The organism is Rhodopirellula sp. UH5 (genome assembly GCF_056839225.1).
In genome coordinates this window covers 2,434,899-2,457,270 of the sequence record NZ_CM166390.1, presented here as the reverse complement: position 1 = coordinate 2,457,270, position 22,372 = coordinate 2,434,899, and the positions used below count along the sequence as shown (strand labels likewise).

General features: G+C 57.0%; 16 protein-coding genes. 10 read left to right on the top strand and 6 right to left on the bottom strand.

What is annotated here, in order from left to right; genetic code table 11:
- Positions 1 to 42 precede the first annotated feature (42 nt).
- On the top strand, positions 43 to 1,518 hold the full coding sequence (locus UH5x_RS08890) for a GumC domain-containing protein (protein ID WP_047815307.1): 1,476 nt from the start codon (positions 43 to 45) through the stop codon (positions 1,516 to 1,518).
- 116 nt (positions 1,519 to 1,634) lie between these two features.
- Here the strand turns inward: UH5x_RS08890 and UH5x_RS08885 are convergent, their stop codons facing one another.
- The 3 genes from UH5x_RS08885 to UH5x_RS08875 all read right to left on the bottom strand — a co-directional run bounded on the left by UH5x_RS08885 (position 1,635) and on the right by UH5x_RS08875 (position 4,264).
- Positions 1,635 to 2,096, bottom strand: coding sequence for a hypothetical protein (locus UH5x_RS08885; protein WP_160311453.1), 462 nt, complete (start codon positions 2,094 to 2,096; stop codon positions 1,635 to 1,637).
- A gap of 72 nt (positions 2,097 to 2,168) precedes the next feature.
- Positions 2,169 to 2,648 carry a hypothetical protein gene (locus tag UH5x_RS08880; RefSeq protein ID WP_482635448.1) on the bottom strand — a complete coding sequence of 160 codons (480 nt, stop codon included), beginning with the start codon at positions 2,646 to 2,648 and terminating at the stop codon, positions 2,169 to 2,171.
- A 143-nt stretch (positions 2,649 to 2,791) separates the two neighbouring features.
- Positions 2,792 to 4,264 (bottom strand): metallopeptidase, encoded by a 1,473-nt coding sequence (locus UH5x_RS08875; RefSeq protein ID WP_482635447.1) that lies wholly within the window; start codon positions 4,262 to 4,264, stop codon positions 2,792 to 2,794.
- Positions 4,265 to 4,669: 405 nt separating this feature from the next.
- Between UH5x_RS08875 and UH5x_RS08870 the strand changes: the two genes are divergently transcribed.
- The 3 genes from UH5x_RS08870 to UH5x_RS08860 all read left to right on the top strand — a co-directional run bounded on the left by UH5x_RS08870 (position 4,670) and on the right by UH5x_RS08860 (position 7,008).
- Positions 4,670 to 5,710 carry a galactitol-1-phosphate 5-dehydrogenase gene (locus tag UH5x_RS08870; RefSeq protein WP_047815302.1) on the top strand — a complete coding sequence of 347 codons (1,041 nt, stop codon included), beginning with the start codon at positions 4,670 to 4,672 and terminating at the stop codon, positions 5,708 to 5,710.
- Positions 5,711 to 5,816: 106 nt separating this feature from the next.
- Positions 5,817 to 6,602 carry an alpha/beta hydrolase gene (locus UH5x_RS08865; protein WP_482635446.1) on the top strand — a complete coding sequence of 262 codons (786 nt, stop codon included), beginning with the start codon at positions 5,817 to 5,819 and terminating at the stop codon, positions 6,600 to 6,602.
- 10 nt (positions 6,603 to 6,612) lie between these two features.
- Positions 6,613 to 7,008, top strand: a complete 396-nt coding sequence (locus UH5x_RS08860) for a response regulator transcription factor (RefSeq protein ID WP_047815300.1) — start codon at positions 6,613 to 6,615, stop codon at positions 7,006 to 7,008.
- Positions 7,009 to 7,045: 37 nt separating this feature from the next.
- Here UH5x_RS08860 and UH5x_RS08855 read toward each other — a convergent pair whose 3' ends face one another.
- From UH5x_RS08855 to UH5x_RS08845, 3 genes are all read right to left on the bottom strand, one after another.
- Positions 7,046 to 8,032: a type II secretion system F family protein gene (locus UH5x_RS08855; RefSeq protein ID WP_047815299.1), complete on the bottom strand. Its 987-nt coding sequence runs from the start codon at positions 8,030 to 8,032 to the stop codon at positions 7,046 to 7,048.
- Positions 8,033 to 8,098: 66 nt separating this feature from the next.
- Positions 8,099 to 9,064 (bottom strand): type II secretion system F family protein, encoded by a 966-nt coding sequence (locus UH5x_RS08850; RefSeq protein ID WP_047815298.1) that lies wholly within the window; start codon positions 9,062 to 9,064, stop codon positions 8,099 to 8,101.
- Positions 9,065 to 9,178: 114 nt separating this feature from the next.
- Positions 9,179 to 10,498, bottom strand: coding sequence for a TadA family conjugal transfer-associated ATPase (locus tag UH5x_RS08845; RefSeq protein ID WP_047815369.1), 1,320 nt, complete (start codon positions 10,496 to 10,498; stop codon positions 9,179 to 9,181).
- 457 nt (positions 10,499 to 10,955) lie between these two features.
- Here UH5x_RS08845 and UH5x_RS08840 point away from each other — a divergent pair, with 457 nt between their 5' ends.
- The 6 genes from UH5x_RS08840 to UH5x_RS08815 all read left to right on the top strand — a co-directional run bounded on the left by UH5x_RS08840 (position 10,956) and on the right by UH5x_RS08815 (position 22,362).
- Entirely contained in the window at positions 10,956 to 12,896 is a 1,941-nt protein-coding gene (locus UH5x_RS08840; protein WP_047815297.1) for a prenyltransferase/squalene oxidase repeat-containing protein, read from the top strand.
- Positions 12,893 to 14,872 (top strand): polyprenyl synthetase family protein, encoded by a 1,980-nt coding sequence (locus UH5x_RS08835; RefSeq protein WP_482635445.1) that lies wholly within the window; start codon positions 12,893 to 12,895, stop codon positions 14,870 to 14,872. Before UH5x_RS08840 ends, UH5x_RS08835 begins: the two co-directional genes overlap by 4 nt.
- Before the next feature lie 88 nt (positions 14,873 to 14,960).
- The gene (locus UH5x_RS08830; protein WP_482635444.1) at positions 14,961 to 15,605 is read left to right on the top strand and encodes a hypothetical protein; all 645 of its coding nucleotides are present in this window, start codon (positions 14,961 to 14,963) and stop codon (positions 15,603 to 15,605) included.
- A 327-nt stretch (positions 15,606 to 15,932) separates the two neighbouring features.
- Positions 15,933 to 17,252, top strand: coding sequence for a DUF1501 domain-containing protein (locus tag UH5x_RS08825; RefSeq protein WP_047815294.1), 1,320 nt, complete (start codon positions 15,933 to 15,935; stop codon positions 17,250 to 17,252).
- 194 nt (positions 17,253 to 17,446) lie between these two features.
- Positions 17,447 to 19,870, top strand: coding sequence for a pre-peptidase C-terminal domain-containing protein (locus tag UH5x_RS08820; RefSeq protein ID WP_047815368.1), 2,424 nt, complete (start codon positions 17,447 to 17,449; stop codon positions 19,868 to 19,870).
- Entirely contained in the window at positions 19,867 to 22,362 is a 2,496-nt protein-coding gene (locus UH5x_RS08815; protein WP_482635443.1) for a DUF1549 domain-containing protein, read from the top strand. The genes UH5x_RS08820 and UH5x_RS08815 overlap by 4 nt, the downstream gene beginning before the upstream one ends.
- Positions 22,363 to 22,372: the final 10 nt, after the last annotated feature.

Sequence of the window (22,372 nt, the reverse complement as noted above, 5' to 3'; positions counted from 1 at the left end):
GGGGAATATTCTTTGAATCTCCTCTCGAGCCCGTGTTCCAACATGTCAGCTGCTCCTATTCCGTGGAAACACATTCGCAATATTTTGGTTTTGTTCGCACCGGTTTGGTGCGGAGCGGCCGTCTTGTTTGGCGTGCTAGGGCTGGGGACGGCGTTGTTTTCAAGCGACCGTTGGGCGGCTCGACAACCGCTCGTTCTTCGTGACGAAGCGACCGGTGCCGTCGATCGTTTGGGACGATTCTCGAGTCAAACGGATCTGAAGGCAGCCCAAGAAACATTGCTCGAAATGGCTCGCAACCCAGAAGTGGTTGCCGCGGCGCTGCGAGACGTTGGACCGGTGGGTGGCGAAGAAGACGAGACCTATCCATCGACGACCTTGGTCGACACGGTCGCCAACCGACGCGTCAACGTGGTCGCGCCTCAAGGAAGCGAGTTTGGCAACAGTGAACTGGTTTACCTGAAAGTCGAAGCGGAGACGCCCGAGCGTGCGACCGACTTCTGCCGGGCACTCCTGGATAACCTGAGCAGTCACCTGCGGACGGTCCGCCGAATTCGGGCGGATAGTGTCATCATCGAGTTGACCAATGCACGTGATTTGACGCGGCAGAAATTGGACACGGTCTTGAACAAGATGAACGAGGTCGAAGTTCGCTTTGGATCGGACCTCAGTGAGTTGCGAAATCTGAACGATGCGATCTCGGGTGATGGTGCCAACCGACGAACGATGGAAGAGAACGCGAAAGAGTTGCAGTTGGCAGAATTGGAACTCGAACGTTTGAACGCGTTGCAGCAACTGTTGATTGCGGGGTCGCAAGACCCACGTCAGTTGTTGGTCAGTGGCGATGAGTTGCTGTCCAGTCAGCCTTCCCTGCAACGATTGAAGGACGGATTGATCGACGCCCAAATCGAATCCAGTCGATTGGCGAGCGTTTACACCGAATTGCATCCACGTCGTCGCTCCGCGATCACGACTGAACGCGAAATCACTTCGCGGATGTTGGAAGAAGCACGAGCAGCGGTTCGAGCCATGAAGCCGACGTTGGCGTTGGCCAGCGACCGAGTTCAACGACTTCGTGATAAACAGGATCAACTGCACGACAAGCTGAGCCGATTGGCCGGTGTGCGGACCAGTTACTCCAAGCTGGATAGCGATGCGGAAGCGTTGACTCACCAGTTGGCGGAAGCGGAGGCCGCGTTAGGGGAAGCTCAGGCCAGCCGGTCCGCTGCTCTCTCGACCAATTTGTTGGCGGAACTCGGACCACCACAAGTCGGTGATTCACCCGAAGGTATGTCGGGAATCTCCGTCACCTTTGGATCGTTGTTTGCCGGATTGGTGTTTGGACTGGGAACCGTGTTCTTGATTGCACCTGGGCCGGAAGGTGCCAGTGCGGGACGTCGCTGGAGCGACCGACTGACGGGGCGTCGGGCGACGGATCACATGCCGCCGGAAGTGGCCGCGCAAGTCACTTCGGTTCCGCCGGACGGGCAGGATCGTCGGCGTGGTTCCGATCGGGGTTGAGCAACGAAATTCAACGAAAAACACCTCGCCGAGTCCGCTCGGCGAGGTGTTTCTTTTTTAGCCAAGGCGATGCCTACACGGTGAATCCCGTGCGGAGGTCATCGCAAATGCAGCGATCAGGCACCTGTTGCGGGTGCGTCCACGCAACCCTCGCATTGGCAGCTTTCGCAACTGCAGTTGTCGCAGTCGACTGATTCGTCCAAGCAGCAGTTGCAGTCAGCATCACACTGACCACAAATGCAAGCTTCCGCGATCGCTGAAGTCAGCGAGTCGTTTGACGCGACTCGGTCACTGGCAGCGTCTCCACAGGACGAACCTGCACAGCAGCTCATCTTCGGTGCTGCGGTTGCGTTGCCGGCGGTATCACAGGCGTCGCACTCGCAGGCCTCGCACGAGCAGTTGTCGCACGAGACATCGCCATCGAGGCAGCAATCGCAACCGGCTTCGCATTGACCGCACGGGCACGTCTCACCGAGAACGGCGGGTGCGTTGTCACTCGAAACGGCGCTTCGAGCGGCAAACAGAATCGCAACTCCCACCAACACGGTGGCAGCAAACATCATGGAAGTACGTAACATCTTAGGGCTCCTATCGAACCAAAACTCAATTGAAAATTCAAACAAAACTGTCAGTCAGATCAGTCTTGGATTTCAATTCAGCCAGCGGCACAGGAGCACGCAGCGGTCTCGCGACGTCACGGCCGATTGCCATGACGTCTCCGGTTGCCGATCCAGAGTGGGGGACGGCAGCGGAGCCAGGAAATCTTCCAGCAAACCGATTGGCATGCTGAAAGCGACGGGCTGGTCATCGACGGTGAGCACGCGTGAACTCACCCACGAGTCAGTCAGGGCCGACCGAACATCGCAGTCGCACTGGGAAGTCCATTGGCAAAGGCAGTCGGAACCTGATTCCGAAGGCTTGGCTTCTGCACAGCCCGATGCGGTCGATTGGCAGCACGAAGCGGTGGCAGTTTCGGCGGATGCACAGCATCCCGCTGCCACCGAGGCACCCTTTGAGACCGACGCGGCGCAGCAACACGGAGGTTGCAGCATTGGCCAAATGCACAACGCGAGCATTGCCAGCAATGCTGGTGCTCGAAGTGCTGTTTGGGTCCATGCAGTCGGTTTCATGAGTTCCTTTCTACGCAACCAAGCGGCGATGGGTCGAGGGTAATTCTCGAAAAACGCCGCAGTTGCGGTGCTGCCAGGCGTCAACGCTCGTTTTGGAAATGGCGAAAACGTAGCTGAATCCGCCATCTTTTAGGTCCGTGCAATCAGTTCGAAGGTTGGGGCAGCGAGACGTTTCGAGACGCTCCGTTGCTGTCCACGACCACGATTCGATGAATTGCCGTGTCCGGTTTCATCTTTTGGATTTCATCGAAGGTGAGTTCAATCGATTTGGGATGGTCGGCGGCTTCCGCGTCATGGGATCCGTATTCGCGAAAGGTTTCGATTCGATCTTTGGAATGGAATCCGATCCAAGGGATGCCGGAGTCGCTGTGGATGCGAACGAGTTTCGCCGCTTCATCGACTTCGACATCGGGGCGTGACGTTTCATGACTGGTCGCATCCAGTTGAAACCAAGGGCTCCAGCGAAGAAACGAAGCACTGACGGGTGAAAAGTAGGCTTCTTGCGGGGGAGAAAACTGGCGGGACTGTTGGTTGTGCTTGCTCGGCGGATCCGTGAAGGTGAACACGCGATGAAAGTGATCAAATCCTCGCGTCATGATCCCCATGTTGTCGGTGCAGTGAGGCAATCCCATGGCGTGGCCGGTTTCGTGCAAGGTGGCGCCGATGGTGGTGGACGCCAGGGCCCAGATCGTTCCACGAAAGGCACTGTCGTCGTGAACATGGGTGGCGTCCACCGCGGTGTCGTCTTGGAAAACATCCATCGCCGATTGAATGTCACGCGGCCAACAGAACACCGATGCACTGCCGAACAATCCCAGGTTGGCTCCGCCCAAAGCGGTGTGTCCCAGCATCTTTCCGGTTCGCGGATCTTTCCGAGTGTAGGCCGCCAAGACAACGTTCTTGGCCATCGGGTCAGGGTGTTCTTCGTTGATCCAACGGCGAACGCGTGGCCACCACCGGTTGTTGTCGGCTTGAGCGTAGTAGTCCTGTTTGTCTTCGTCGCCATTCCAGGTGTGCACGATCACTTGGCCGTTTTCGTCGTGTTCCAACGCAAAGGTTCGGGGGCCGTAGCCCAGGTCCTTCATCCGTTCAGCGGTGAACGTTTGCATCAGCAAAGCCGCGGTGCGAAGTCGATTCTCGTAGTCCTGGGTGACCGAATCATCCGGCGTCGCGAAATCTGTTTCCCCCGATTGATCCGTCATCCAGATCAACCGAACGTAGTGCGGGTTGGTGGAAGGCTTGTACGTGAGGATCAATTCCGTCGTGGGAGTGGAAGCGTGTTCCAAGTGGATGACGTTTTTTCCCTCTGAGAGTTCGACCAACGCTTTGAAGCGTTTTCCGTCGGTCAAGACTTTGACGGGGCTGGCCCCGGTTGGTGCTTGCTCATTGACGATCGTCAGGGGGATGTCGTGCTCAGCTGGCAACGTGCCTCGCAGCAGAACCACGCTGTAGCGGACTTCCGAATTGGATTCGTGGTTGTCGACCTGGATCGCCGAGTCGGAATTGCTGGCAAAGACAGAGTTGGGCTGGGGGTGGGTGGTGGCGACGGCCAAGGCGATGCAGATCGACATCAGTGGCGTGGCGGCGCGAGACAGGCGGATGCAGGAAGGTCTCATTGGGAACAAACCGTTCTGGATTGGGTTGGATGGACTCGGTCAAAGGGGATTCGCAAATCAATTGGGATCAGAATCGAAGTTCCGCCAAGGCTCCTGCATCCAATGCTCCATTGCGTCTCAACAGTCGCTTCGCAGGAAGCGGGAAAAAAGTGTCGGGGACCGTTTGTGCGCAGCGTTTGAGGGGCTGTCACGGCAAAAGGTGCCTGACACTTCTTTCCCGACTGTTCCGAAGATGTGCGAAACGAATGACGAGGCACGCAGTTTACTTCGTTGTGCCGATGAATTTGAATCGGGCTTGCCATCGGTCCGTTTCTTTCTCGCGGGCATCGTTTCATTGCCCACTGATTTGGCATAGAATTCCGAGCCGTCCCTTCCTCCTCTCCCCACCCACAGAAGCGTTGCACCATGAAGGCATTGTTGCTGACCGAGTACAAAAACATGCAAGTGACGGACGTGGACGAGCCCGAGGTGGGGCCGGACGATGTTTTGGTCCAGGTCGAAGCGTGTGGGATCTGCGGCAGTGACATTCATGGCTACGACGGCAGCACTGGGCGTCGCATCCCGCCCTTGGTGATGGGGCATGAGGCGGCTGGTGTGGTGGTTCAGGTCGGCGAGAACGTCACCGATTTGGAACTGGGGGCACGCGTCACGTTTGATTCGATGGTGTCGTGCGGAAATTGTGATTTCTGCCGAGAAGGGCACGGAAACCTGTGCGACAACCGGATGGTTCTCGGGGTCTCGTGTGGCGACTATCGACGTCACGGTGCGTTTGCCGAGCGGATTTCAGTGCCACGCCGGATTGTCTATCGATTGCCTGACACCCTGCCGTTTGAACACGCCGCCTTGGTCGAGGCGGTCAGCGTCGCGGTGCACGCGGCAGAACTCACCCCGATTCGGTTGGGGGACACCGCCGTGGTGGTCGGGGCCGGAATGATCGGTCTGTTGGCGGTTCAGGCTGTGCGAGCAGCCGGTGCGACACAAGTCATCGCCGTGGATTTGAATGACAAACGCTTGGAAACAGCCGGGGCGTTGGGCGCCGACGTGTTGCTACGAGCCGACCAAGTCGACGTGCCAGAAAAAGTTCGCGAATTGACGGGTGGACGGGGGGCGGATGTGGCATTGGAAGTCGTCGGAGCCACGCCCACGATCAAAACAGCCATCGAATCAGTCCGCAAAGGAGGCTCGGTGACCTTGGTGGGCAACGTGGCGCCGACAATCGAATTGCCTTTGCAGTCGGTGGTGACGCGAGAAATTCGTCTGCAGGGCACCTGTGGCTGCAACGGCGAGTACCCGCAGTGCATCGATTTGATGAATCGCGGCGTGATCAACGTCGAGCCACTGATCACCGCCAAAATTTCTTTGGCGGATGGTCCGAAGTGGTTTGACCGCTTGCACGCCGGTGACGCGGAGCAAATGAAGGTGTTGGTTTGTCCTCGTTCGGAGTGAGATCCGAAGCCAGATGACTTTTCGACGTTGACATTGAAGGCGGCGTGAAACTAGTTTCCCACCGTCGTCTTCCGCGGACTACCCACTGACCGATTCAGGACAAAAGATGAGCGACCCGTTTGCAAGCCGAATGCGCTCGTATCCCTCTCCCGAGCCTGCTGCGGCAAGGTCTGAACAGCGGCGTCGTCCCCTGTCGATCGTCTCGCCGCTGCACTACACGCCGTCCTACGAGTACCCGTTGGTGGTTTGGCTTCACCACAGCGGCCACAATGAATTGCAGGTCGAACAGGTTCTGCCGCACGTCAGCGTCCGGAACTATGTCGGTGTCGGAGTCCGGGGGAATCAGGCCACCGATGTCCGCGGTTGGGGGTTTGATTGGGCCGAAGGAAAGTCCTCCATCGCCTCCGCTCGCGAATCCGTGGTGGAGGCGATTGAGCACACCCAGGCGGAAATGTCGATTCATTCCAAGCGAGTTTTGATCGCGGGCTATGGCAGTGGCGCCACGATGGCCTGCCGAATCGCGTTGATGGAACCCGAGCGATTTGCCGGGGTGGCAATGATGGGAGGGCAATTTCCCACCAGTCAATCTGTGATGAGGGAGTACCATCGACTTCGGGAGCGACGTCTGCCGATTTTGTGGCAGCAAGCCATCAATGGCGTCGATGATTGCCCCGAACAATTGAAGCGTGGCATCCTGGCTGCGGAATCCATCCGAGCGCGTGTTGAAATTCGCCAGTACCGAGGCGATGATGTCATGAACGCGGTGGCGTTGCGTGACATGGATCAGTGGTGTTTTGATAACATCATCCAACCACGTTCCGAGTCCACCGCGGAAAATTCGACGGTTCGTCCCAGCGAGGGATTGTCACCGATCGATTTCTCCGCCAATTGATCGCCACTTGATGAACACCCCTGCCCAGTCAGTCAGTGCCACCTCCACCGCGAAAATCCTTGTTGTGGATGACGATGCGGAAATCATCGAGGCGGTTTCGTACGCTTTGGAATCCAATGGCTACCAAGTGGTGGTTGCCCGCGATGGCAACCAGGCCCTTGCGTTGGCGGAATGCGAAAATCCACAGCTGATGATCTTGGACATGATGATGCCCAAGCGAAGTGGATTCTTGGTTCTGGAGAAGATGCGGCGCGAAAACGAGTTGCCGGTTCCTGTGATCATGATCACGGGCAACGAAGGCAGTCGGCATCAAGCGTACGCGGAATTGCTGGGCGTCAGCGAGTACATTCGCAAACCATTCGCGATCGAAAAATTGCTGGAAGCGGTGGAACGATTGCTGAAATAGTTCGCGTGTTGGGTTGTGTCACCGAGTCCTTTGGGGCTCACTGAAGCATTTGGCGGTACATGTTGATCGCGGCGGGGCCAACCAGCACCACGAAGATGCCTGGGAAGATGAACAGCACCAATGGGAAGATCATCTTCACAGCTGTCTTGGCGGCTTTCTCTTCCGCGATTTGGCGTCGTTTGGTTCGCATGGAATCGCTTTGCACGCGAAGTGCTTGGGCGATGCTCGAACCGAATTTGTCCGCTTGGATCAGAATCGATGCCAATTGCTTCAAGTCGTCCACTCCGCTGCGATAGCCCAGTCCTGATAGCACTTCGCTACGTGGGCGACCGAGTTGCAATTGTTGGTTGGAGATCGAGAATTCTTCACCGATCGCTTTGTGGCTCTTTTGCATTTCCTCGGCCACTTTCCGAAGGGCTTGGTCAAGCCCCAGGCCGGCTTCCACGCAGACGACCATCAGGTCCAACGCATCGGGCAGTCCTAGGAAGATCTTTTCGCGGCGTTTGCCGGCGAGGTAACCCAAAACCAAGGTGGGAAGCATGAAGCCAAAGATCATCCCGAGCAGCAGCTTGATGATCATTCCCTGAGTCAGTCCATCGAGAACCGCTCCGGTGACACCACCCAGCATCAGTCCAATGCCGGTGCAGACCAGTTGAATCAGTTTGAAAATGACCGGCGCGCTTTCGCGACGGAAGCCAGCGTTGACCAGTTTCTCACGCAGTTTTCCCATCTCGGCTTCGTTACCCGACACGGAACTGGCGATGGGCGTCGCTGCTTTTTCCAACGCTTCGGTCAGGGCTTCGTTCTTGGTCCGTTGTTTGTCATCGGCGGCGATGTCGCGGATCCCGCGTTTGGCATCCTTCATCCGCTCGAGGCGTGATTCGGCAGGTGCTTGGTCGTCCCCGCCCACTTTGCTGAGAACGAACCAAGCGAACGATGTCACCGAAGCAAAAATCGCGATGGTGGTCAGAGTCAACGGGCTGACGAAGCCGATGAGTTCGGAAGCGATTGAGTGTGTGAACATGGGACTGAGTTGTGCGAAGTGCAATGAGCGAAAGAATGGGGAATGCGAAGCGAGCGGCGGTGGGATCTAGACTTTGATCGTGATGATCTTCTTGATCGCCAAGGCTCCTAGCACCTGAGTGACCAAGGCCATTCCCAGGGCGTATCGTCCGAGTTCGTCCGAAAAGAGCATCAACACGTATTCGGCGTTGATTTTCAGCATGACCAGGAACAAAACCGGTGGTAGAGCGAGCAGCACAGCACCGCTCATCCGACCTTCCCCTGTGAGGGCCTGGATTGTTCCCAGGATTTGCAGGCGTTCGCGGACCAAGTGTCCGATCTTGTGGAGGATTTCGCTCAAGTCACCCCCGGTTTGTCGCTGCAGAATCACAGCGGTCGCGAAGAATCGAAGGTCCATGTTGGGGACTCGCTCCGCCATGTCTTCGATCGATTCATCCAGTGGGATGCCAAACTTTTGTTCTTCGAAGCAGCGGCGGAATTCGGTCGCCAAAGGAGCTTCCATTTCTTCACCCACCAGACCAAATCCCGCGTTGAGCGAGTGGCCGGCACGAAGGGAACGGCCGAGCAGTTCCAGCGCTTCAGGAATTTGTTCCCCGAATCGCTTCAAGCGTCGTTTGCGTTTGAACATCACGTAGAACACTGGTCCGCCAACGAACATGGCACCGACAATGGGACCAAGCAGGATCGGGATGGGAGTGACGATGCACAGCACGAGCCCAAAGGCAAAGCAAGCCCCACAAATCATGGTGAACTTGGTGACGGTCAGGTCAATGTCCGCTTGTTCAAGGATCTTATGGACCGCGGGAATGCGGTCCATGATGATCTTCAAGATGCCGGTGGTGTCGTCCAGGTCGTTCAGCAAGAACGACTGTGAGTTGCTCTCAGATTCTGCTCCACGTTTCCCGTGGGCCAATTGAGTCAAGCGATCTTCCGTCGCGGTCGTTTCTTCCGAAGGCATCAAGACAGATGCACCGAACGCGATGATCGAGGCAACAAAGACCCCGGCGGCGACGATGATGATGATGGATGACATGGGAGTGTTGATAGAAGAGGAGAGTCGAGCGTAAGTTTGCGAAGAGAACTACAAGGTCGCTTCAGCAGTCGTGACGCGATCAAATTGGCGTCACGACTGGCTGTTCGCCTGGGATCAGGCGTCCATCATGACTCGTTCACGGAAGGCACTGGCGGGCAGTCGCACGCCGGCGGATTCGAGTTTGTCCATGAAACTTGGGCGAACACCGCTGCAGACAAATTGCCCGTGGGCTTTGCCTTCGGCGTTGATGCCTGTTTGATTGAATCGGTAGATGTCTTGCAGGATGATCGTGTCTTGTTCCATTCCGACCACTTCGGTGATCGCGGTGACTCGACGAGGTCCACCTTGCAAACGGTTCGCTTGGATCAAAACGTCGACTGCTCCGCTGACCTGTTGGCGAATGGCTTTGACCGGCAAATCAAAGCCGGACATCATGACCAGCGTCTCCAGACGAGCGATTGCGTCACGGGGGGTGTTGGCGTGAATCGTGGTGAGCGATCCATCGTGACCCGTGTTCATGGCTTGCAGCATGTCCAACGTTTCACCACCCCGGCATTCGCCGATGATGATTCGTTCGGGACGCATCCGCAAAGCATTCTTGACCAAGTCCGTTGCGGTGACCGCTCCACTGCCTTCAATGTTAGGCGGTCGAGTTTCCAGTCGCACAACATGGTCTTGTTGCAATTGAAGCTCCGCTGCATCTTCGATCGTCACGATTCGGTCTTCATGACCGATGAACGATGAAAGTGTGTTCAGGAGCGTCGTTTTACCAGAACCCGTACCACCGGCGATGATCATGTTCAGGCGTGCTTTGATGCAGCCTTCGAGCAACATCACCATCTCAGGTGTGAAGGCCCGGTAGTTGAGCAGGTCTTCCAGACGCAGAGGGTTGCTACCGAAACGACGAATCGAAACGGCGGCACCGTCGAGTGCCAATGGAGGAATGATGGCGTTGACCCGCGAGCCGTCGTCCAGTCGAGCGTCGACCATCGGGCAGGTTTCGTCGACGCGGCGGCCAACTTTACTGACGATTCGGTCGATGATTTGCAGAAGGTGTTTGCCGTCGCGGAATTCCACGTCGGTCTTCTGCATTTGGCCGTTCTTTTCGACATAAATGTTCTTGGGACCGTTGATCAGAATGTCGCTGACCTTGGGGTCCTTCAGGATCAATTCCAAGGGACCCAGTCCAAAGGTTTCGTCCAGCACTTCGTCGACAATTCGCTCACGCTCTTGTCGATTCAGCAGCGTGTCTTCGGCATCGCAAAGGTGTTCCACCACCATGCGGATTTCACGTTTGAGCGTGTCGCCTTGGAGGTCACCAACACGCGAAAGATCCAATTTGTCGACGAGCTTGCCGTGGATCCGGCGTTTGATTTGCTCGAATTGTTCCTGGCGATTCGCTTCGGGACGTTGGGGAGGCGCTGCTTGTCGCATGATTCTGGTTTCCTTGACGGTGTGTCGGGCACCCGTACAGAGTGCCTGAAATGACTCACCCAACCCTACGACCTAAACGGTGCGCATGCTGCGAAAACGCAACGTGATCCTGTAAAAAAGAACGCTCTGCAAAGGCTTTGCGGGTTATGACGAGGCTACGCGTTGGAAAAGATGAACCGTTGCTGTTGGCCGGCCGCCGGTTGGCTCCAATCACACTCCGGATCGCTCTTTCGAATCATTCCACCCTGACACAGAAACAGGGCGAGCACGCACCAGGGGGAATGCCGCTCCTTCGTCGGCCAAGCGTTGCAATCCCGGGCAGGCATCTGACCCACTGGTCGGTTGGTTGCGCATCCGTCCGTTGCAGGGCACCTTCAGCAGGGGTGGTTTCGGCGACTGCTCGAGGTGTGTTCGAATAGAGGTTGGTTTGGATTGAACGCTTCCTGTTTGGACGAAGATGTCTGTCGCTGAAAATACTGTTGATGAGTTGGTGTGCCGACGCGAATTACGCTCGACGTTGGATCGATTGCGTGGCGAGTTGCTGGCGCAGCGAACGGAGGAGGGGCATTGGTTGGGCGAGTTGTCGGCTTCGGCATTGTCGACCGCGACGGCGGTCAGCGCGATGAGTGCGGCGGTTCGCTCGGGCGAGTTGCCGGATGCGGAACAGGCGGCCCTGCTGAAGCAGATTCAATGCGGACGAAGTTGGCTGGCAGCGCAGCAGAACGACGATGGTGGCTTTGGCGACACCGATCGCAGTCACAGCAACATTGCGACCAGTTACTTGGTGTTGGCGGCCTGGGCGTTGTCGGACCAAGTCATTGGTGAAGCGACGGACGCCGGTGCGGTGGCGCGATTGAAGGGTTGGATTGAGGCGGCCGGCGAACTCGACGGGCTGCGCGAACGCTATGGCAAAGACAAGACGTTTGTCGTGCCGATTCTGACCAACATGGCCATTGCGGGGTTGGTGCCTTGGAAACGGGTTTCCGCGTTGCCATTTGAGGCGGCGGTTGTCCCTCAATCGTTGTATCGATTCGTGGGGATGCCCGTGGTCAGCTACGCCATCCCGGCGCTGGTTGCGATTGGGCAGGTCAAGTTCCTCGAAGGCGGCGGTTGTCTGCCGCCTTGGTCGCTGGTTCGGCGAGCCGCGATCGAGCCATCGATGAAGGTGCTGCAATCGATGCAGCCCTCCAGCGGCGGTTACCTCGAAGCCACGCCGCTGACTGCGTTTGTGGTGATGTCGCTTTCGGCGAGTGGACGTGCGTCGCATGAAGTGACTCAAAATGGGCTGCGTTTTTTGCGAGAGTCGATGTTGCCCGATGGGAGTTGGCCGATCGACACGAACCTCGCGAACTGGGTGACGTCACTGGCAACGACGGCGCTGGCGATGGATCCGGAGGACGATCGGTCTTGGTCGACGGAGGCATTGGTTCAGTGGCAGCGAGGTTGTCAGTATCAGGAGCGGCATCCGTTCACGGGAGCTGCCCCGGGTGGCTGGGGGTGGACCGATCTGACAGGTTCGGTGCCGGACGCCGACGACACTCCCGGTGCAATCATCTCGTTGCGAATGCAGGCGACTACCAAACCGAGCTTGCTGGGGGGCGATGATTCACAACCGTGGCCGGCGTCGCAGGCATGTGATCGCGGAGTCGATTGGTTGTTGGGATTGCAGAACCGCGATGGGGGCTGGCCGACGTTTTGCCGCGGTTGGGGCAAGTTGCCGTTCGACCGGAGCAGCAATGATTTGACGGCCCATGCGTTGCGAGCGATCGCTTGTTTGCCCCAACGCGATTCGGCGAAACGGGAGCCGGCGATTCGGCGTGGGCTCAAATTCTTACGGAAAAACCAGCAGTCCGATGGATCGTGGTTGCCGCTGTGGTTTGGGAATCAGGACCGGGCGGAGGAGGACAATCCGGTTTACGGGACGTCGCGAGTGTTGGTGGACGCCAGTCCAGAGTTGGGGCACGACGCGATACTTCGCGGGCTGGGGTATTTGATCGAGAATCAGAATGGAGATGGGGGGTGGGGAGGCGGCCCTTCGGTTCGCGAAACTTTTGCTTTGCCCGAGGGTTCCATCAGCACGGTGGAAGAAACGGCGCTGGCGGTGGAGGCTCTGGTGAGTTGGTGGGCCCGGATTCCGGGCGACGAGGGCGGGCAGGCAGGGCCAAACGACATTCTCAGTGGAAGCCTTTGGGATCCGTCGATGCGTTCCTCGCTGAGAGCGGCTATACTTTCGGGCACCCGCTGGCTGATCGACGCCGTGCAGCACGAGCGTCACCAGGTGGCTTGGCCGATCGGGTTTTATTTTGCCAAACTTTGGTACTACGAGCGGCTTTATCCGCTGGTCTTCACGACTGCGGCACTGGGCCGGGTTATGCAACGCGACGAACTACTTAGGTGATTGGCTTGTCGACCGGATCCCCCTCCCTTCCTGCATCTGTCCCGCCAAGTGAAAACGCATCGAGTGATGTGTCTGTCCCGGGAGCCTCCTCAGGGCGACGTCGCAAGACGAGCCATTTGAAGGAGGTGCCTGAAACCTTGGCCATGCGGGAGAGCCTGCGAGATCGCTGCGCGCAAGTCGCGGCCAAGCTGGATCGTTCTCATCCGATGACCAAGGATGAGATGGAACAGATCTCCCGCCGAATGCTCGAAGAGGCTGATTTGCCTGAGAGCTATCTGGGTTGGGTGATGGTGATGATCAGCAGCGAGTTTTGGGCGGATGCCTTGGCATCGGTTCCTCCCGAACGTCGGTTGTTTTTGCTCCCTCACTGTTTGAAGCACGCCGAGGGTTGTCCCGCCGAATACGACCAATTCGGCATGAATTGCAAAGAATGTGGTGCCTGCAGCATCGCCGATTTCCGCTCGGTCGCCGAAGACATGGGCTACCGAGTGTTGGTGGCCGAAGGTTCACCGGTCGTGATGAAGATCATCGTCGGTGGATACGTCGACGCGGTGGTTGGCGTGGCTTGTTTGAATGTGCTGGAAAAAGCCATCGACAAGGTTTTGCTGGCGGGAATTCCCTGCATGGCGGTGCCCCTGCTGTCCAGCGATTGCCGAAACACCAAGGTCGATGAGCCTTGGGTGGAACAGATGATTCGCACGCCTTACAAACCGGCAGCCGCGAAAACAAAGAGCTACGTTCACCTGATGCGAGCGGCAGGATTGCTGTTCGAAGACACTTTGTTTGAACGACTGGCACCGCGGCAACGCGAAAGCCGTTTGGGTGGCGAGGGAGCCAACGCTTATTCGCCCGGCACTCGCATGTTGGAAACGACCCCGTCCGAGACCGGATCGCGACCCGCAGTGACGGCGGAGCAACTGGAGGGTGTCGACCCGATTGCCGCCACGGAATCCATTGCCCTGGATTTCTTGGTCCGCGGTGGAAAACATTCGCGTCCGTTCATCACCTTGGCCGCGTACGATGCGATGAAGGGTGGGGATGGCACGGGAGCGGACGGCGAAGACGTGCTCAACCGCGTGCCGGATGCGGTGCGGCGGGCGGCTTTGAGCATCGAGACGTTTCACAAAGCCAGTTTGGTTCACGACGACATTGAAGACGGGGACGCATTTCGGTACGGTCAGCCCGCGGTGCACCAGCGATTTGGAACCGCCACCGCGATCAATGTGGGCGATTACTTGATCGGACTGGGGTATCGTTTGCTCAGCCGCAACGTGATGGGCGACGAAGTGGACGCGGAAACACGCGTTGACTTACTGGATTCATTGGCGGCGGCCCACGTGAGATTGTCCGAGGGACAAGGAGCGGAATTGCTTTGGCGTGATGCCAAGGATCGCCGACTGACGCCCTTGGACGCGCTCAAAATTTATGCACTCAAGACTTCGCCTGCGTTTGAAGCGGCGCTTTACAGCGGCGTGCGGATGGCGGGGGATGCGTCGGCGCTGGTCGATCCGATTCGCAAGTTCAGCCGCAATCTTGGTGTGGCATTTCAGATCATCAACGACCTGAATGATTGGGCGGGGGACGATTCGAACAAGTTGACGGCTGGGGCGGATGTGATCGGTGGACGCCCGACATTGTTGTGGGCGTTGGCGCTCCAGCACCTTGATGCTGACGACAAAGAACGCTTGCTCGGGCTGGCGGAACCTGGTTGCGATTTGTCCGATCGTGAACGATTGAGCACGGCACGTGAGCTGTACGAGAAGGCCAACGTGTTTGAGATGAGCTTGCAGCTGATCGACAAGCATCAGGCCCGCGCGGAGCAGGTTGCCGACGAGATCGAAAACGAAAATCTACGACGACTGCTGTATTTTTTGGTCGACACCGTCTTGGAACGTCCTGAGGCATCGGGCTCTGGTGAGGAATCTCAGCCGTCGAGTTCGCCCGCGGTCGTGAAGATTGGTGTTGTCGCTCGATAGTTTGTTCCGTGATTGAACCTCGCTCCCGTGTGTTCTTGGTCGAACGAACTGAAGATCACCTCACGTGGACTCCGTTTGAAAGTTGCTCATGCCTCCTGGTTCACCGTCCTCGGATATCGAAACGTTGAGTGAGTCCGCCGAACAAGTTGATTTGAAGTCGTTGGTGAAAGAGTTCTACAGCGAATTTGGTGAGCTTGCGGAGTTTGAACTAGCGACCGACATTCCCGAGCCATTCGACACGTTGTTGAATCACCAGTCCCACATGACGGTGACCGTCGAGCACTATCACGGAGAGCCGGTCGAGGTGGTGGTGCATCGCCGTCGCAATCGTTTTCGCGACGGTCACGTGGCTCAGGCGGTCGACCCAGCCAATCCGGACGAGTTGGACGCGACGGAGGCCTACACGCGCGAGATCACCTTGGTCACGCGAGACACTCAACGGGTGGTTCAGCATGGAATCGTTCGTCTGGACCCCTCTGCACTGTCACGTTCGGTGTGGCATCAGATTGCCAGCGGGGAGATTCCACTTGGCAGGGTGTTGATCGAGAACAACGTGCTTCGCCAAGTCCAGTTGTGTCGTCTTTGGAAGGTCACCGCGGGCGAACGCTTGGCTGGATACCTGGATCTCGAGGTTGGTGACGTGGTTTATGGGCGAACCGCTTTGATTCGCTGTGATCACCGACCAGCCATCGAGTTGCTGGAAATTGTGCGTGGAAACGGCCCTGTTGGGTGATCCTGTTTGCTTGTTCAGGGGGTGGGTGCGGTCGTCCCCGTCCCCCCTGGAGGCTGTGTATTAATTGACACAAGGAGTGTTTTTGTTACGATGCGAATGTTTTGAGGGTACGAATCGAGCTCGCCAACGTTCGAGTTGCGAGGAGTTTCGAACTCAAAGCAAGAAGAGTCGACAGAAACCTCCACAAACGTTGGATCCCACCTTTCACCGAACTTGGTCGCCCTGATCAAGGTTGGTCCCGCCCTTTTGGGTTTTATCCGTGGCACGCCGTGCAGGCGATTGTTGCGGTGGCCCCACTTCCCGCTTCAATTGAGGAGCATCAGAGACATGCGTTGTCACGGAAACCCACTGACGCAGCCCGGCATGTTTGATCGCCGAGGATTTTTGGTTGCGGGAGCAGCCAGCGGTCTTGGACTGAGCTTGCCTCAATTGTTGATGCGAGAAGCATCAGCAGAGATCAAACAGTACGACTTCGTGAAGCCGAAAGCGAAGAGCGTCATTCACATTTTTCTGCCGGGCGGGTTGGCTCAGCAGGAATCCTTTGATCCCAAGCCCTACAGCCCGATGGAATATCGTGGTGACTTGGGCACGATCAAAACCAACACGGGCGAAGTCATTGGCAGCGCGATGCCGCAGTTGGCCAAGCGAGCCGACAAGTACTGTGTCATTCGGTCGATGTCGCACGGCGAAGCGGCTCACGAGCGTGGCACGCACAACATGTTCACGGGTTACAAACCCAGCCCTGCCCTGAGTTACCCCAGTTTTGGTGCGGTGGTCAGTCACGAGTACGGGCCTCGCAACAATTTGCCAGCCTACATCTGCGTGCCCAACGTCCCCAACGAGTACGCGGGAACCGGCTACCTGCCCAGTTCCTATGGCGGGTTTGCTCTGGGAGCAGATCCTGCTCGGAGTGATTTCCAAGTTCGTGATTTGAACTTGGCGGGTGGCGTGGATGAAGCTCGTTTCATGCGTCGCAAACGCGCTCTCGAAATGGTCAACCAGCGTTTTGCAACGGGGACGTCGGCTGACAATGTGGGGGCGATGAACACGTTCTACGAGCGTGCCTACGATTTGCTCGACACGCCGGAAGCGAAGGCGGCATTTGATCTGTCGAAAGAAGACGACAAGACTCGTGATCGCTACGGTCGCAATCAAGCCGGTTCGCGAATGTTGATGTGCCGTCGCTTGATCGAAGCGGGATCGCGTTTGGTCACCATGACATACGGTTCGTGGGATCAGCACGCATCGATCACCGCTGGTATCCGCAGCCAAATGCCTTCGTTTGATCAAGGCTTGGCGGTTCTGTTGGACGATCTCAGCGAACGTGGTTTGCTGGACGAAACCTTGGTCATGGTGACCACTGAATTTGGCCGCACACCAAAGATCAATGCGGACGCCGGGCGAGATCACTGGCCCAAGGTCTTCAGCGTGATGCTGGCTGGTGGTGGCGTTCAGGGCGGAATGATTCACGGTGCATCGGATTCGACCTCCTCAGAACCTGAGTTGGATCCCGTCTCTCCCGCTGACTTGGCAACGACCATGTATCGTTTGCTTGGCATTGTGGCTGACAAAGAGCTGATGGCACCTGGCGATCGGCCCATTGAAATTGTTGATGGCGGAAACGTCGTCGAGAAGATTTTGACCTAAGCCTGGCTTTCCGCCACGGCCGGTCCAATCCCACCTATCCCGCCCCGCCTCTTTCCCACCGAAGGTTTGTTGTGATGTCACACGACAATCTCCCTGCTTGCGCAGACCGACCGCATCTCCGGTTGACTTGCCAAGCCAAAAGGTCTCTGGCTTCTCTGGTTTCAAACTCTGCTTTTCCAACGGCCAACAGGCTGTTGCTGGGCATGGTTGCGGTCATCAGTGCATCGCTCGCGGCCAGTTCCGTTTCGGCGGCCTTTCCCAAGATTTCTTATATCCGACCGCTTGGCGTCGTTCGTGGCGAAGAGTCAACGATCACGCTTCACGGCAGTGCTCTTGGTGATGCGACGGAGGTCCTGACGGATTTGCCGGGGTTGGAAATTTTGGAAGTCAAACCGGTCGATGAAAAGTCGGTGACGGTGAAGTTGAAGGCGGATGAAAAGCTTGCTCCGGGACTTTATCCAGTCCGCTTGGTCACCAAGTCAGGAATCACTGACTTGCGTTTGATCGGCGTCGGAACGATGCCCATCGTCAACGAAGTCGAGCCCAACAATTCGTTTGAGGAAACTCAGGCGATTGAGATGGATCGCACGATCGAAGGCAACATCGACCGTGAGGATGTGGATTGTTTCAAAGTTCACTTGGAGGCGGGACAAAAGCTGACCGTTGAAATCGAGGGCATTCGATTGGTCCAACAGCTCAACAACCGCAACATCTTCGATCCCGCGATCGCGATTTTGAATTCGGATCGTTTTGAAGTTGCCGTCAGCGATGATTCCTCGCTGCTTCAGCAAGACAGTCTGTGCTCGTTCACGCCCGAAGAAGCGGGCGACTACACGATCGTGGTGCGTGAAAGTTCGTTCTTAGGAGCTGCCAACGTTTGTGGGTATCGATTGCACGTGGGGTCGTTTCCACGACCTGTGACGGTGATCCCGTCGGGCGGAGTCAAAGGAGAAGTTCTGCAGGCGAAGTTGATTGATGTCGATGGCACCGTGACAGAATCCAGTGTGCAGCTTCCCAGCGAGCCTGTTGAGAAATGGCCCGTGACTCACCAGGACGATCGTGGAATCTCCCCGTCACCCAACTGGATCCGAGTCAGTGATGCTCCAATCGTGACCGAGACGGAACCCAATGAAGGTCAATCGCAAGCCACGCCGGGACAGTTTCCCGCCTTGCTTTGCGGCGTGATCGAAGAGGGCGATGGTTACGATTGGTTCTCGTTTGAGTGCAAGAAGGGCGATCGCGTGCAAGTTCAACTGCACGCTCGCAAGACGCTTCGCTCACCGCTTGATGGTGTCATTCACGTCTTTGGTCCCGACGGAAAAACGCTCAAAGGCAGCGATGACATTGGTCCCAACCCGGATGGCTCGGTCGACTTCGATGCGGCGGTTGATGGGAATCACTTTGTACGGGTCTACGACCACTTGCGCAGTGGCAGCCCGAATCACAATTACGTCATTGAGCTCAGTCGTCGCGAGCCCTCGCTGGGGCTGACGCTGAAGGAGCTGCGGCGTGATGAAGCGATGGTAGTGCCGGTGCCGGTCGGCGGTCACAGTGCGATGGTGTTGACCGCACAGCGAAATCAATTCAATGAACAGTTTGACGCGATCGTCGAAGGATTGCCTGAAGGCGTGACCGCTCAAACCTTCCCTATGCCAGCCGGTCGTGTTGAGATCCCCGTGGTGTTTCACGCTTCGAAAGAGGCTGCACTCGGTGGAGCGTTCTTTGAAGTCGGAGGAGTCGGCAAACTGGGCGATCGCGAGATTCGGGGCGATTTCCAACAACACCACAAGGTTGTGTTGGGCCAAAACCGTCGTGAGATGCTCGGCTACGAAACCGAAAAGGCTGCTTTGGCGGTTTGCGAAGCGATGCCATTCAGTGTGGAAGTGGTGCAACCGAAGACTCCCATTCTTCGCCGTGGCAGCAAAGATTTGTTGGTTCGAATCAAACGTGATGAAGGCTTTGAAGGAACGGTTTCGTTCCGAACGCTTTACAACCCGCCTGGGATTGGTGTGAACAACAGCAAGCGAATTGAAAAGGGCCAGAGTGAAGTGATCATTCCAATCACGGCCAACGGGAGTGCGGCCATCGGATCTTGGCCGATGGTGATGCAGGTCAGCTACGGAACCAATCGCGGAACGGCAACGATGTCGACCGCGCCGATTATGCTGGACGTCGAAGAGCCCGTGTTCGACTTTGCGTTTCCCAAGTCTGCGGCTGAGCAAGGAGCGGAAGCGATTCTTGCGATTGGAATGACCAAGCGCCGGGACATTGAGGGCGACATCGAAGTTCGCTTGGTCGGGATCCCGAACGGGGTCACTTGCGACGAACCACAGAAGAAGGTGGAGCTTGGATCGGAGTCGGTTCAGTTTCTGCTGAAAGTTGCACCGGATGCAAAGCCGGGCACCCACAAGACAATGGTCGTTCAGACACTGATCACTCGCGAAGGCGAAACGATGATGCAAACGGACGGCACGGGCGAAATTCGGATCGACAAACCTTTGCCGGTCAAACAGGATCCGCCCGCTGAAAAGAAGCCCGAAGCGAAACCCAAACCGAAGCCCGCCGCCAAGCCACTCAGTCGCTTGGAGCAACTACGCCAGCAAAAGGAGTCGAAATGAACCGGTCCTTCCATCGATTGACTGTTCACTCATTGGGGCTGGCTGCGATTGCGATCGCGGTGGTCTCGGTCAGTTCGGTCTCTGCCGCTTCCCCCGAAGCGATCAAGACAAAGCCGGGTGAGTTGCCCAAGGTGGATCTGGCGGTCTATCCGCCTGAGATCTCGTTGACCACGGCTGGTGATTTTCAGTCCTTCGTCGCGGTCATGCGTCGCGAAGATGGAGTGACGGAAGACATCACCGACAAAGTCCGTTGGACGTTGGGGGATGACAAACTCGCGAAGATCGACGGGCATCTGCTGCGTCCGCTCGCCGATGGCGAAACCACCTTGAGTGGACGGTTCAGCGGCACCAGCGTTGACATCAAGGTCAAGGTTGCTCAGGCGGCCACCCGGTCACCTGTGAGTTTCATCAAGGACGTGATGCCGACATTGACACGTTCAGGTTGCAACACCGGTTCGTGCCACGGAGCTGCCCGTGGGAAAGACGGTTTCAATCTCAGTCTGTTTGGGTTTGATCCCAACGGTGACTACCAACGAATCACCCGTGAAATTGGCGTCCGCCGAATCAACTTGGCAGTGCCGTCGGAAAGTCTTCTGTTGAAGAAGTCCGTCGGCTCAGTCCCGCACACCGGCGGGAAGTTGTTCGACGTTGACTCGGACTATTACGAGACCCTTCACCGTTGGTTGGAAGCTGGCGCACCCAGTGATCCCGCCGATGCGTTGCCACCCGCGGTCACCTCCGTTTCGATTTATCCTCCGCAAGCGGTTTTGGAAGGAACGGGGGCGACTCAGCGTTTCGTCGCGGTTGCCACTTACGCCGATGGAAACACTCGTGATTTGAGTCGTTTGGCAACTTTTTCAACCAACGACGCCTCGGTTGCTGCGATGGACCAGAATGGTTTGGCGACCGCAGGTGCCAGGGGCGAAGCCTTTGTGATGGCTCGTTTCGACACGCACACCGTTGGGTCGCAGATCCTGACTCTGCCAACGGATTTGCAATACACCGTGCCGGAACCTCAGCCAAGCAGCTACGTGGATGAGTTGGTCGACAAAAAGTTGCAGCAATTGCGTTTGGTGCCGAGTGGTCAATGCACGGACGCGGAATTCATTCGACGTGCAACGATCGATATCACCGGATTGTTGCCCACGGAAGAAGAGTTGAACTTGTTTGTCAACGATGTGGCTCCGGACAAACGGGAGGCGTTGATTGATCGCTTGTTGGAGCGAAAAGAGTTCAGCGAAATTTGGGCGATGAAATTTGCTCAGTTGCTGATGATCAAGAGCACCAACCAAGTCAGCAAGAAATCAGCCATGCTGTATGCCAGCTGGTTGACGGATCAATTTGCTCGCAATGTGCCAGTCAACGAGATGGTTCATGATCTGCTCACCAGCACCGGTGGGACGTTTGGGGAACCTGCGACGAACTTTTACGAGATCGAACGCGACACACTGAAGACAGCCGAAAACGTGGCTCAGGTCTTCATGGGGATTCGCACTCAGTGTGCCCAGTGTCACAACCATCCATTCGACCGTTGGACGATGGACGACTACTACGGGTTCACCGCTTTCTTCAGTCAAGTCGGACGCAAGCAAGCCGAGGATTACCGTGAACGGATCGTTTACAACCGGTTCAGCGGCGAAACCAAGCATCCGGTGACGAATCAAAACGTCGCTCCCAAGTTCCTGGGCGGTGACGCACCGGACACGAAGGGAAAAGACCGCCGTGAAGTCTTGGCGGATTGGTTGGTCGCTGGCGACAACCCGTTTTTCTCGACCAGCATCGCCAACCGAGTGTGGGCCCACTTCATGGGGTCAGGCTTGGTCGATCCGGTCGATGACATTCGGGTCAGCAACCCGCCGAGCAACCCGGAGTTGTTCGACGAGATGGGCGAGAAATTGGTCGAGTACAACTACGACTTTCGCAAACTTGTGCGGGACATTTGCACCAGCCGTGCTTATGGACGCAGTGCGAAAACGAACGAGTCCAATGGTCACGATTCGCGAAATTACGCCCACGCAACGATTCGCCGTGTGCCTGCGGAGAGCCTGTTGGATTGCATCTGTCAGGTGACCGAAAGCCCTGAGAAGTTCAGCGGTTTGCCGCTCGGAAGTCGTGCGGTGCAAATCTCGGATGGTGCCACCTCGAACTACTTCTTGACGACCTTTGGCCGTTCGGCTCGAGCAACCGTGTGTGATTGCGAAGCCACGACCGATCCATCGTTGTCGCAGGCATTGCACCTGCTCAACGGCAGTTCCGTGCACAACAAAATTGTGGGTGGTGGACTGATCAAACGTTGGATGAACGATGAGAAGCTGGAACCGATTGCGGTCCTTGCTCGCATCTATCGCCGAGCTCTCAGTCGCGATCCATCGCCAGAGGAACGCGAATCGGTCAAGACGTTGCTCGCCGAAGAAGGGGCGAAGCCTCAGGCGGTCATGGAAGACGTTTTTTGGGCGGTCTTGAACGGCCGCGAATTCGTCTTCAACCACTGATCCCGCTTTC